The 12233-nt window shown below is 36.2% G+C and carries 10 protein-coding genes and 1 other annotated feature; of the genes, 7 read left to right on the top strand and 3 right to left on the bottom strand.

The window, feature by feature from the left end:
- Positions 1–151: 151 nt before the first annotated feature.
- Both HMPREF2603_RS11400 and HMPREF2603_RS11395 read left to right on the top strand, forming a co-directional pair.
- The gene (locus HMPREF2603_RS11400; RefSeq protein ID WP_002481238.1) at positions 152–982 is read left to right on the top strand and encodes an alpha/beta fold hydrolase; all 831 of its coding nucleotides are present in this window, start codon (positions 152–154) and stop codon (positions 980–982) included.
- 176 nt (positions 983–1158) lie between these two features.
- Entirely contained in the window at positions 1159–2115 is a 957-nt protein-coding gene (locus tag HMPREF2603_RS11395; protein ID WP_070502114.1) for an L-lactate dehydrogenase, read from the top strand.
- Positions 2116–2180: 65 nt separating this feature from the next.
- Here HMPREF2603_RS11395 and HMPREF2603_RS11390 read toward each other — a convergent pair whose 3' ends face one another.
- Together HMPREF2603_RS11390 and HMPREF2603_RS11385 are read right to left on the bottom strand one after the other, a co-directional pair.
- Complete coding sequence (locus HMPREF2603_RS11390; RefSeq protein WP_060804826.1) at positions 2181–2738, bottom strand: tRNA 5-(aminomethyl)-2-thiouridylate-methyltransferase MnmM; 558 nt, start codon at positions 2736–2738, stop codon at positions 2181–2183.
- Positions 2735–3697, bottom strand: coding sequence for a tRNA modification radical SAM protein MnmL/YtqA (locus tag HMPREF2603_RS11385; protein WP_057509782.1), 963 nt, complete (start codon positions 3695–3697; stop codon positions 2735–2737). The genes HMPREF2603_RS11390 and HMPREF2603_RS11385 overlap by 4 nt, the downstream gene beginning before the upstream one ends.
- Positions 3698–3969: 272 nt before the next feature.
- Here HMPREF2603_RS11385 and HMPREF2603_RS11380 point away from each other — a divergent pair, with 272 nt between their 5' ends.
- From HMPREF2603_RS11380 to HMPREF2603_RS11370, 3 genes are all read left to right on the top strand, one after another.
- Complete coding sequence (locus HMPREF2603_RS11380) at positions 3970–5148, top strand: MDR family MFS transporter (protein WP_002481234.1); 1179 nt, start codon at positions 3970–3972, stop codon at positions 5146–5148.
- 138 nt (positions 5149–5286) lie between these two features.
- Positions 5287–5477, top strand: a binding site (T-box leader).
- 51 nt (positions 5478–5528) lie between these two features.
- The gene (gene leuS, locus HMPREF2603_RS11375; protein ID WP_002481232.1) at positions 5529–7943 is read left to right on the top strand and encodes a leucine--tRNA ligase; all 2415 of its coding nucleotides are present in this window, start codon (positions 5529–5531) and stop codon (positions 7941–7943) included.
- Positions 7944–7963: 20 nt separating this feature from the next.
- Positions 7964–8281 (top strand): rhodanese-like domain-containing protein, encoded by a 318-nt coding sequence (locus HMPREF2603_RS11370; RefSeq protein ID WP_002481231.1) that lies wholly within the window; start codon positions 7964–7966, stop codon positions 8279–8281.
- Positions 8282–8366: 85 nt separating this feature from the next.
- Here HMPREF2603_RS11370 and HMPREF2603_RS11365 read toward each other — a convergent pair whose 3' ends face one another.
- Positions 8367–9623, bottom strand: coding sequence for a BaiN/RdsA family NAD(P)/FAD-dependent oxidoreductase (locus tag HMPREF2603_RS11365; RefSeq protein ID WP_060804824.1), 1257 nt, complete (start codon positions 9621–9623; stop codon positions 8367–8369).
- A gap of 269 nt (positions 9624–9892) precedes the next feature.
- Here HMPREF2603_RS11365 and HMPREF2603_RS11360 point away from each other — a divergent pair, with 269 nt between their 5' ends.
- Together HMPREF2603_RS11360 and HMPREF2603_RS11355 are read left to right on the top strand one after the other, a co-directional pair.
- A complete protein-coding gene (locus HMPREF2603_RS11360) occupies positions 9893–11527 on the top strand; it encodes a putative polysaccharide biosynthesis protein (RefSeq protein WP_060804823.1) in 1635 nt (544 codons plus the stop codon).
- A complete protein-coding gene (locus tag HMPREF2603_RS11355) occupies positions 11527–12222 on the top strand; it encodes a pseudouridine synthase (RefSeq protein WP_070502112.1) in 696 nt (231 codons plus the stop codon). The genes HMPREF2603_RS11360 and HMPREF2603_RS11355 overlap by 1 nt, the downstream gene beginning before the upstream one ends.
- Positions 12223–12233: the final 11 nt, after the last annotated feature.

Genomic DNA, 12233 nt, shown 5'->3' with positions numbered 1-12233 from the left:
GTAAATTATGTAATTGATATGAGAAAAGAACACAATACTAAAAAGGTTATCCTTAATTCCGTTGAGTATATATGTCAGTTCTAAATAGATTTTAATCGGTTCGTTTTGATACAATAATAGTAATTAATTCAGTAGAAGGGTAGTCGTTGATATGTGGAAGTGGGAAACAGAAAGCGAAGCAAAAGGTGTCATAGTTATTGCTCATAATATATTAGAACATACAGGCAGATATGCCTATGTGATTACATCACTCAGACGAAATGGATATCATGTGATTATGGGTGATTTGCCTGGACAAGGCCAAACTTCAAGATCTAATAAAGGTCAAATCGACAACTTTGAAGTCTATCACGAACATATCTTGGAATGGTTGAGAATAGCGAGTGAATATAAATTACCTACATTTTTAATGGGTGTCGGCTTAGGCGGTTTGATTACATTAAATTTAATGGAAAGAACTGAGTTGCCGATTGAAGGTATTATTTTACTTTCGCCATTAGTTGCGTTTAAGACAAATGCTAAAACACGCAAAAATCTATTTACATCTAATATTGGTGCAGGCGTTAAAGATATGCGCTTTAATGTAGGCATTGAACCTGAGCATTTAACAAGAAATGAAGAAGTTATAAGAGAAACTAAAGAAGATGGTTTGATGCTGACAAAAGTATCTTACCATTGGTATAAAGAAGTTGTTCATGTCATGAAAAAGACTTTAGAACATTTAGAAGACATCCAAAGTATCCCAATGTGCTTAATGTATGGGAAAGAAGATCAAATTTTAGACACCGATGCGATTGTAGAAATCAAAAAACGTGTAAAAACAGACGAACTTTATTATAAAGCATGGGAAGGACTCTACCATGAAATTCATAATGAACCAGAGCGTCCGTTAGTCATGCGTTATATCCTTAGTTATTTAAATAACAAAGTCAATGCATTAGGTTTTATACCAAATGACATTGATGATCAAATTGAAATTTAATCAAAAAGGCGCTGTAATAACCTTTACCATTACAGCGTCTTTTGTATTGTCGGTAAATGTTTACAATGTGTAAAATTTCCAAGCATTTCGCATTGATTTTATAGGCTGAAATTGGTATCTTGTATATGTGAAATAAATCACATAGAAGCGATTCTAAATTGGAGAGGGTAAGTAATATGAGTAATGTAAAAGCGAATAAAGTAGTTTTAGTAGGCGATGGTGCAGTAGGTTCTAGTTATGCATTCGCTATGGTAGCACAAGGTGTTGCTGATCAATTAGTAATTATTGATTTAGTAGAAGAAAAAGTAAAAGGCGATGTACTAGACTTAAACCATGGTATGCCTTATGGTGAATCACCATCTATCGTTACAGCAGGTTCATATGCTGATTGTTCAGATGCTGATTTAGTTGTTATCACTGCAGGTGCACCCCAAAAACCTGGTGAAACACGCTTAGATTTAGTAGAAAAAAATACTAAAATCTTCAAATCAATTGTGGGTCAAATTATGGACAGCGGTTTTGATGGTATTTTCTTAATTGCTGCTAACCCAGTAGATGTGCTTACTTATGTCACTAAAAAAGTTTCTGGTTTACCAAAAGAACGTGTTATCGGTTCTGGTACAATTCTAGATACAGCACGTTTCAAATATGAATTAGGTGCAGAATTCGGTGTAGCACCTGAAAGTGTTAATGCTAGCATTATTGGTGAACATGGTGATTCAGAATTAGCAGTATGGTCACAAGCAAGTATTGCAGGTCAAAATTTATATGATATTTTAAATGGTGATCCTGAACGTGCAAAACGTATTGAAGAAATCTTCTTAAATACACGTGATGCAGCTTATGACATCATTAAAGCTAAAGGCGCAACTTATTATGGTATCTCAATGGGCTTATTACACATTTCTAAAGCCATTTTACGTAACCAAAATCTTGTATTAACAGTTTCAAGTTACTTAGAAGGTGAATACGGTCATAAAGATGTTTACATCGGTGTACCAACACTTGTAAACCGTGCAGGTGCAGTGAAAATTTATGAAACACCTTTAAATGAAAGAGAAACTAAAGAGTTTAGCCACTCTGTAGAAGTATTAAAAGAAACAACTAAAAGTGTAGATAAATTATTTAACTAAATTTAAATACAACAAGAGCAGCTATCGCATTATGCGGTAACTGCTCTTATTTTTATACTCAGATATTATCTTTTTTCAATCGCGCAAATATAAGGTGGATTATTTTGTTGGTTAATAAAACCGTATTGTAAGACATGTGCTTTTTGTTGATCGAATTGTTGAAGATATTCAAAGACAACATTGCTTTCTATTCGACCTTCAGGATGGCCAGGGTAAATCACAATTACAATAATACCTTCTGGTGCTAACATTTCAAAAAGTGACTCAATGGCTTGTATAGTAGTTTCAGAAGTCGTCACAATATGTTTATCACCTTTAGGCAAGTATCCTAAATTAAAGATTGCCGCATCAATCGGCAAATCTTCTTGTTTGATGTAGTGTGATACATGTTCATGTCCATCTAAGATCAAAGTAGTGTTGTTATAATCTTTTACTTTCTCTCGTGCTGCTTTGATAGCCGCTTCCTGTATATCAAACCCATACACATGCCCCTTTGGAACATGCTGGGCTAAAAATAATGTGTCATGTCCATTGCCGCACGTAGCATCTACTACTGTGCTAGTTTTATTGATGTGAGAAATAATTAATGACTTCGCAAAAGGTAAAATACGTTCTACTTTCATGATTGTTCTACTTTCTCTACAGGTTGATAATGTTCACCTTGTGCGGAATGACGACGTGCTAATTCTGCATCAATCGCATTCAGCACTTCCCACTTATTAACACTCCACATTGGTCCAACCATTAAATCAATTGGGCCATCACCTGTAATACGATGAATAATCATTTCAGGTGGCAAGATTTCTAATTGATCACAAACTAAGTTGACATATTCTTCTTGTGACATAAAATTCAACATGCCTTTTTCATATTGTTTTACCATCGGTGTGCCTTTAAGTAAGTGTAATAGATGGATTTTGATACCTTGAACATCCATTTGTGCGACAGTTTTTGCTGTTTCCATCATCATGTCATAATCTTCACCAGGCAAACCATTAATAATGTGGGTACACACGTTAATATTATGTTTTCTCAATTTAGCAACACCATCATAATATGTCTGCATATCATGTGCACGGTTGATTAAATCGGAAGTTTTTTGATGTACGGTTTGTAATCCTAATTCCACCCATAAATACGTACGTTTATTTAAATCGGCTAAGTATTCAACCACATCGTCAGGAAGACAGTCAGGTCTTGTTCCAATGGATAAGCCGACAACACCAGGTTCTTTCAACACAGGTTCAAATTTTTCTTTTAACACTTCGACAGGTGCGTGTGTATTTGTAAAGGCTTGGAAATAAGCAATATATTTACCTTCATGCCATTTTTCATGCATGCGTTCTTTAATTTCTTTAAATTGTACATCAATCGGATCTGCACGATTTCCCGCAAAGTCACCACTTCCTGCAGCTGAGCAGAATGTGCAACCGCCATGTGCAACAGTGCCGTCTCGGTTTGGGCAATCAAAGCCTCCATCTAATGCGACTTTAAATATCTTTTGTCCGAATCTATTTTTTAAATGGTAATTCCATGTATGATAACGTTTATCTTCAAATGCATACGTAAAATATCGACCCATATGACATTTTCCTTTCTTAAATTAATCCATTGTAAGATTTTACCATAAATTGAAGGGACATGTTGAGGAGAAAATCCGAATTAGGTCTTTTATTCATTTGAAAATTATAGTAAGATGATTTGGTTGCAAAATCCAAAATTCAATTCAATATAAATCCTAAACACGTTTCGCTTACAGTTATTTGTCTCTGTTTGCGAAATTTTTATTGGTAAAAATACAGAACGTTTTTGCCTGAGAAAAAGATAAAAAGAATAGAAAGCGGGTGGAACAGTATGAATATGCCTAAATCCATTTGGTGGTTAGTTATTGGTATGGCCATCAATATTATGGGTGCTAGTTTTTTATGGCCTTTAAATACGATTTATATGAGTCAGGAATTAGGGAAGAGTTTGACGACTGCCGGAATGGTTTTAATGATCAACTCTTTAGGTATGGTTGTCGGGAACTTATTAGGTGGCTTTTTCTTTGATAAGCTCGGTGGTTTTATTACGATTATGAGCGGTGCAGTGATTTGTTTATGTGCAACGACATTATTGAATTTCTATCATGGATGGCCTTTATATGCGGTATGGTTAGTCATGTTAGGATTTGGGGGCGGTATCATTATCCCGGCAATTTATGCGATGGCAGGTGCAGTTTGGCCGAATGGTGGACGCCAAACCTTTAATGCTATCTATTTAGCACAAAACTTAGGTGTCGCATTTGGTGCTGCTATTGCTGGGTATGTAGCTGAACTCAGCTTTAATTACATTTTCATCGCAAACTTGTTAATGTATGTCGCATTCTTTATCGTGGCAGTGACACAATTTAATTTACAATATCGCGGTAAAGTTAAAATACCCGATGCAAACCAATGGGCACAAAAGAAATATCGCAAACGTTTTGTGGCTTTGTTATTACTTTGTGTTATGTTTTCAATTTGTTGGATTGCATATATTCAATGGGAAAGTACTATCGCTTCATTCACTCAAGAAATGAATATTTCATTGTCTCAATACAGTGTTCTATGGACAATTAACGGTATTATGATCTTAGTAGCCCAACCTTTAATTTATCCGGTTATTCGCTTACTTAGAGGTAATTTGAAGAAACAGATGTTTGTCGGAATTTGCGTATTCATCGTGTCATTCTTTGTGACAAGCTTTGCGGAGCAATTCTCAGTATTTGTGATTGGGATGATCATTTTAACGCTTGGTGAAATGTTCGTATGGCCAGCCGTTCCAACTATTGCGAATCAATTAGCGCCTGAAGGTAAACAAGGTGCTTATCAAGGTATTGTTAATTCAGCAGCGACGGTCGGTAAAGCATTCGGACCTTTAATCGGCGGTATTTTAGTTGACAGTTTCAATATGCAAGCCATGTTCTTAACGATGATGGGCTTATTGTTTATTTCGATGTTTTTCTTATTTATATATGATAAACGTTTATCACCAGATGAATTTGATGTTTAAACAAGGTATACGTGGTATATCTTGTTTTTTTCTTTTTATGGATAAGCAGGGACGTAGAAAAACTTCATATATATATCAATGAGAATAGAAGCGGTGACTAGGAATTTAAGACTTGCATTAAGAGTTAGAATAAAATATAGTTATAAGTGTATATGGAGTAGTAATTTAATGGACTTATCAAGAGAGCTGGTGTTCGGTGCAAACCAGTTAAGTCATTTAAATGAACTTACCAGCGATTATATTAAGAATAATACAGCTCGAGCTATTATGTATGAGGTGCGTAGAAGATACGAATGAAGGTGGTACCGCGGCACAATGTCGTCCTTCATAAGCAAAGCATAATAGTTTGAGTTGTATTTTTTTATTAGGAGGAAAGCAAAGTGAGTTTTAATCATCAAGAAATTGAGAAGAAATGGCAAGATTATTGGGCAGAACACAAAACGTTCAAAACGAACGATAACTTGGGTCAAAAGAAATTTTATGCTTTAGATATGTTCCCGTATCCATCAGGTGCTGGACTTCATGTTGGGCACCCTGAAGGTTATACAGCAACAGATATTATTTCACGTTACAAACGTATGCAAGGGTACAACGTGTTACATCCTATGGGATGGGATGCTTTCGGTTTACCAGCAGAACAATATGCGTTGAATACAGGCAATGATCCACGTGAATTCACTAAAAAGAATATTCAAACGTTTAAACGCCAAATTCAAGAATTAGGTTTCAGTTATGACTGGGATAGAGAATTAAGCACAACAGATCCTGACTATTATAAATGGACACAATGGGTATTCATCCAACTGTTCAATAAAGGTTTAGCTTATGTTGATGAAGTAGCTGTGAACTGGTGTCCTGAACTTAAAGCGGTTTTATCTAACGAAGAAGTTGTAGATGGCGTTTCAGAACGTGGTGGTTTCCCAGTATATCGTCGTCCTATGCGTCAATGGGTACTTCGTATTACAGAATATGCAGACCGTTTATTAGAAGACTTAGAAGATTTAGATTGGCCTGAATCAATTAAAGATATGCAACGTAACTGGATTGGTCGTTCTGAAGGGGCAAAAGTTACGTTTGAAGTTGAAAATCATGGCGGTAAAATTGATGTGTTTACGACACGTCCGGACACTATTTATGGTGCGACTTTCGCAGTATTAAGTCCAGAACATGAGTTAGTCTCTCAAATTACAACAGAAGATCATAAAGCAGAAGTGGAAAAATACCAAAAAGATGCTTCTATGAAATCTGATTTGGAACGTACAGATTTAGCAAAAGACAAAACAGGTGTATTCACTGGTGCTTATGCGATTAATCCATTATCTGGTGAAAAATTACCAATCTGGATTGCGGACTATGTCTTATCATCTTATGGTACAGGAGCTGTGATGGCTGTTCCTGCGCATGATGAACGTGACTATGAATTCGCACAAAAATTTGATTTGCCAATCAAAGAAGTTATTGAAGGCGGAGATATTTCAGAAGCGGCATACACAGGCGATGGTCCACATGTAAATTCTGGTGCTTTAGATGGGTTGCATAATGCTGAAGCCATTACAAAAGCAATTGAATTGTTAGAAGAAAAAGGTGCCGGCGAGAAAAAAGTCAATTATAAACTTCGTGACTGGTTATTCAGCCGTCAACGTTATTGGGGTGAACCTATTCCAATTATTCATTGGGAAGATGGCACTATGACAACTGTTCCGACTGATGAATTACCATTATTATTACCAGAAACTGATTCTATCGAACCTTCTGGTACTGGTGAATCTCCACTTGCGAATATTGATGAATTCGTAAACGTTGTAGATCCAGAAACTGGTATGAAGGGTCGTCGTGAAACGAATACGATGCCACAATGGGCAGGCAGTTGCTGGTACTACTTACGCTATATTGATCCGCATAACGATGAAATGTTAGCAGATCCAGAAAAATTAAAACATTGGTTACCGGTTGATTTATATATCGGTGGTGTAGAACACGCTGTACTTCACTTACTCTATGCAAGATTCTGGCATAAAGTACTTTATGATTTAGGCGTTGTACCAACGAAAGAACCATTCCAAAAATTATTCAACCAAGGTATGATCTTAGGTGAAGGTAACGAAAAAATGAGTAAATCTCGCGGTAACGTTGTAAACCCTGATGATATCATCCGTTCTCACGGTGCTGACACATTACGTTTATATGAAATGTTTATGGGACCTTTAGATGCGGCTATCGCTTGGAGTGAAAAAGGTTTAGATGGTTCAAGACGTTTCTTAGACCGTGTATGGAGATTGTTTGTAAATGAAGATGGTTCATTATCTTCTAAGATTGTAGATACTGATGATAAGTCACTTCAAAAAGTTTATAACCAAACTGTTAAAAAGGTGACAGAAGACTTTGATACATTGAACTTCAACACAGCAATCAGTCAATTGATGGTCTTCATCAATGAAGGTTATAAAGCTGATCAATTATACAAACCATATGTTGAAGGTTTCGTTAAAATGTTATCACCTATTGCACCACACTTAGGTGAAGAACTATGGGCTAAATTAGGTCATGATGAGACAATCAGTTACCAACCTTGGCCAGATTTCGATGAAGCATTGTTAGTAGATGACGAAGTTGAAATCGTTGTCCAAGTTAATGGCAAAGTAAGAGCAAAAGTCTTCATTCCAAAAGATGCGTCAAAAGAAGAAATGGAAGATATTGCGTTACACAATGAGAATGTTAAATTAGATATAGGGGATAAAGACATCAAGAAAGTCATCGCAGTTCCGCAAAAATTAGTTAATATTGTAGCTAAATAATAAAGGAGGATGATTAAGTTATGGAATCAATCACAACTGATGAATTGAAAAAGAAAATGTTCGATAATGAACCAATTCATATCGTTGATGTCCGAGAAAACGAAGAAACAGCGAAAGGTATTATTCCAGGAGCAACAACTATTCCAATGAATGAAATTCCTGATAACCTTAATGAATTCAATGAGAATGATACGTATTACATTATCTGTGCTGCAGGTGTTCGCAGTGCGAATGTAGTGAATTACTTGAAAGAACAAAACCCTAATATTCATGCGGTTAATGTAGAAGGCGGCATGAAAGCTTGGGGCGATGAAGGTTTAGAAATTAATAGTATCTAATTGAATGATAATAGCCGAAACTGGTCGTAAAATTACGATGCAGTTTCGGCTATTTTTCATTTTGTTGATTAAATTATGTGGAAAACTATTCAAACTGTCCGGCATTGATACCTGATACACGGCCTGTAACCAATGCGCTTGTAATATTGTAACCGCCAGTATAACCATGAATATCTAAAACTTCACCGCATAAAAATAGGCCAGGTGTAATTTTTGACATCATTGTATGCGGTTCAATTTCTTTAATAGAAACACCGCCACCAGTCACAAATGCTTTTTCAATAGGTAACGTACCATTCACTGTAAATGTAAAACCTTTGAACAGTTGTGCAAGCGTCAGGATTTGTTGGTTGGAAATATGATGACCTGTAGTGTCTTCAGCTACACCAGTTTGTTCTAGTATAAAGTTGAGATAGCGTTCTTCAATAATCCCACGCAGACTGTTTTTAACAAGTTTATCTGGTGTTTCTTTAATTAAAGATTTGATACGCGCTTGAACCTCATTTTCTTTTTCGTCAGGGAACACATCTAATTGCATTTGAATGTCTTGTTTCTTTTGAGATTTTTGTTCTTTGTAGACGAATTGGCTGCATCGTAATGCGGCTGGACCACTGATTCCAAAATGAGTGAAAATCATATCCATTTGATGTGTGATACGCGGTTTGCCATTTTTTCTAAGCACTGATAATGCGACATCTTTTAAACTCAATCCTTTTAGAGTCTTCCTGATAATAAAAGGTTCTTTAGAAGTAATTGGGACTTCAGTAGGGAAGAGTTCAGTTATTGTATGACCGAGAGACTCAGCAAACGTATAGCCATCTCCAGTTGATCCTGTTTGCGGAACACTTGTCCCACCCGTCGCAATAACAACGGTCTTACTATGATAAACTTGATCATTTTGATCTGTCACAATAAAATGGCCGTCCTCATCTAGCTTAATATGTTTGACTGCAATTTCTTCTTTAATTTCAACATTATTATTTTTGAGTTCTTGAACTAAAGTATCTACGACGTCTTGAGCACGGTTAGAAACCGGGAACATTCTGCCGTGATCTTCTTCTTTAAGTTTCACACCACGAGATTCGAAGAACTCAATAATGGATTCGTTATCAAAGACTGAAAAAGGACTGTATAAGAATTTTCCGTTACCTGGAATGTGGCGAATAATTTCATCATAGGGCAGTCGATTTGTGACATTACATCGTCCGCCACCTGAAATTTTTAATTTCCTGCCGAGTCCTTTTTTCTTTTCTATTAATAATACTTTTTGTTTGTTTTGACTTGCGGCTGCTGCAGACATTAAACCACTGGGTCCGCCGCCGATAATAATCGATTGATACATATAATCGGTACGCGCTGAAATGAATATGCGCGTCTGCCTCCTTTAAATTTGATTTCTGTATTGTATTTAGGTTATTGTGAAAGCTTAGGTGAGTCATTTGTTTGTTTTGCAGTGCCTGCGATATATTTCTCTGACACTGTTGTGAAATTATTTATATAATCTTTCCTGTTAACACTATTTTAAGCTATAATACTAATGAAAAAAAGTAACTGCTGACAATTGTTGGTAGTAGGATAAGATTAAAATTATTTTCAGATAGGAAGATTGTAATGAATGAAAGTCAAGAATTAGTAAGAGGGACCTTTCTTCTAACGGTAAGTATTTTAATAACTAAAATACTAGGTGTGCTATTTATCATTCCGTTTTATGCCATTATCGGCGGAGAAGAAAACTTGGCCCCGTTCAACTATGCATATGCACCTTATAATATTGCGATTGCGGTAGCAACTGCTGGTGTGCCATTGGCCGCATCAAAATATGTTGCGAAATATAATGCAATCGGTGCATATCATGTCAGTCAAAAGTTATATCGATCAAGTTTTATCGTTATGTCAATCAGCGGTGTTATCGGTTTTATTATTTTATATGCATTATCACCATTGATTGCCAATGTGACACTTGCGCATAAATCAAACATAGAGGGCGGCTGGACTGTCGAAGACATCACGTGGATTATTCGTATTATCAGTACAGTTGTTATCTTCATTCCATTACTTGCAACTTGGCGAGGTGTGTTCCAAGGATTTAAATCTATGGGACCTACAGCTATTTCTGAAGTAACTGAACAAGTTGCACGTATTATTTTCATTTTAGGCGGCAGTTATGTCGTGTTAAATGTGATGGGTGGATCAGTATTGATGGCGAATGGTGTCGCTACGTTCGCGGCAGCAATCGGTGCTATCGTCGGTATCTTTACGCTATGGTATTACTGGCGAAAGCGTAAACCGCATATTGATAAAATGGTAGCGTCTGATACTACTGGTTTAGATGTACCATATTCAAAAATGTATAAGGAAATTATTTCTTATAGTATCCCGTTTGTCATTGTGAGTTTGAACTTCCCATTATTCAATATTGTAGACCAATTAACACATAACAATGCGTTAGGTATGGCAGGAGTACCGCAACAATTGCATGACTACTTCTTTACAATCTTGAATATGACAACAAATAAAATTGTGATGATACCAACATCTTTAGCTGCTGGTTTCGCGATTAGTTTAATCCCTTATATCACTAAAACTTATGAGTCAGGGGAATTATCAGAAATGCATCGTCAAATCAGAACATCATTAGGTGTATTGATGTTCATCACAGTTCCAGCAAGTTTAGGTATTATGGCTTTAGCAGCACCGTTATATACAGTGTTCTATAGCAGTAACTTTGACGGAAGTCGTTTATTATTCTTCTACGCACCCGTCGCGATGCTGATTTCTTTATTAAGTATTACAGCATCAATGCTGCAAGGGATTGATAAACAGAAATTGACAGTGTTTGTTATTTTAGCAGCAGTCGTCGTTAAGGTCGTCTTGAACTTCCCATTAATTGTCGCATTCCATACAGCAGGTGCGGTATTAAGTACAGGTATCGCATTATTGTTTGCGAACATATGTAACTTTTATATTTTGAAAAAGTATGCTAAGTTTACATTTACAGAAACTTGGATACAGTTTGCGAAAATCTTCATCTATGGCTTTATCATGATGCTTTGTGTTGAAGCAGCATATTGGGTAACGCAACTGATTGTGTCACCGCAAACTAAAATCGGAAGTCTGATTATCTTAATTGTGGGGGTTGTTATCGGCATGGTTGTTTATGGCGGTATCACGCTGAAAACAAGACTTGCTGACCAATTTTTAGGTGAATTGCCAAGCAAGTTACGTAGAAAGTTGAGAATCTCATAATGCGATTGGATAAATTTTTATCGAACATGGGTGTCGGAACACGCAGTGAGGTAAAACAATTCCTTAAACAGAACGCTGTTGAAGTGAATAACAAAAAAGAAAAACAAAGCAAACGACAAATTGATCCGAATTCAGATATCATTACAGTCAATGGAGAACAAATAACTTATATTGATAAGATTTATCTGATGCTCAATAAACCTGAAGGCTATGTGTCTGCTGTAGAGGATGCAGAACACTTAACGGTTATCGGATTAATTGAAGACTACCAATATTTAGACATATTTCCGGTAGGTCGTCTTGATAAAGATACTGAAGGCTTATTATTGATTACGAATGATGGGCAATTTAATCATGATGTAATGAGTCCGAATAAACACGTATCGAAAGTATATCGTGTTGAAGCAGCACTGCCTGTAACAGAGGAAGATGTACAAAAGTTTGAAAAAGGTATTGAATTATCAGATGGACCGGTTAAACCTGCAAAGCTTGAACTAACGGAAAATCCAAGGATTGTGTACGTTACAATTCAAGAAGGACGTTACCATCAAGTAAAAAGGATGTTTCACGCAATTGAAAATGAGGTAACTAAATTAAAGCGAGTTCAAATCGGAAGCTTAAAACTAGATGATAATCTGTCAAAAGGTGCATATCGTACTTTGACGGAAGCAGAATTAGAACTAGTGAAAAACTAATTTCTTAAAGG

Origin of the sequence: Staphylococcus sp. HMSC055C03, assembly GCF_001809385.1 — a bacterium.
GTDB lineage: Bacteria > Bacillota > Bacilli > Staphylococcales > Staphylococcaceae > Staphylococcus > Staphylococcus simulans.
The sequence above is the reverse complement of the archived record's forward strand: the minus strand, read 5'-3'. Positions and strand labels throughout refer to the sequence as shown.

Coding starts and splice junctions, on each gene's coding strand:
- HMPREF2603_RS11395 (WP_070502114.1), top strand. CDS start 1,159: ATGAGTAATGTAAAAGCGAATAAAGTAGTTTTAGTAGGCGATGGTGCA.
- HMPREF2603_RS11360 (WP_060804823.1), top strand. CDS start 9,893: ATGAATGAAAGTCAAGAATTAGTAAGAGGGACCTTTCTTCTAACGGTA.
- HMPREF2603_RS11390 (WP_060804826.1), bottom strand. CDS start 2,738: ATGAAAGTAGAACGTATTTTACCTTTTGCGAAGTCATTAATTATTTCT.
- HMPREF2603_RS11400 (WP_002481238.1), top strand. CDS start 152: ATGTGGAAGTGGGAAACAGAAAGCGAAGCAAAAGGTGTCATAGTTATT.
- HMPREF2603_RS11355 (WP_070502112.1), top strand. CDS start 11,527: ATGCGATTGGATAAATTTTTATCGAACATGGGTGTCGGAACACGCAGT.
- HMPREF2603_RS11370 (WP_002481231.1), top strand. CDS start 7,964: ATGGAATCAATCACAACTGATGAATTGAAAAAGAAAATGTTCGATAAT.
- HMPREF2603_RS11385 (WP_057509782.1), bottom strand. CDS start 3,697: ATGGGTCGATATTTTACGTATGCATTTGAAGATAAACGTTATCATACA.
- HMPREF2603_RS11365 (WP_060804824.1), bottom strand. CDS start 9,623: ATGTATCAATCGATTATTATCGGCGGCGGACCCAGTGGTTTAATGTCT.
- HMPREF2603_RS11380 (WP_002481234.1), top strand. CDS start 3,970: ATGAATATGCCTAAATCCATTTGGTGGTTAGTTATTGGTATGGCCATC.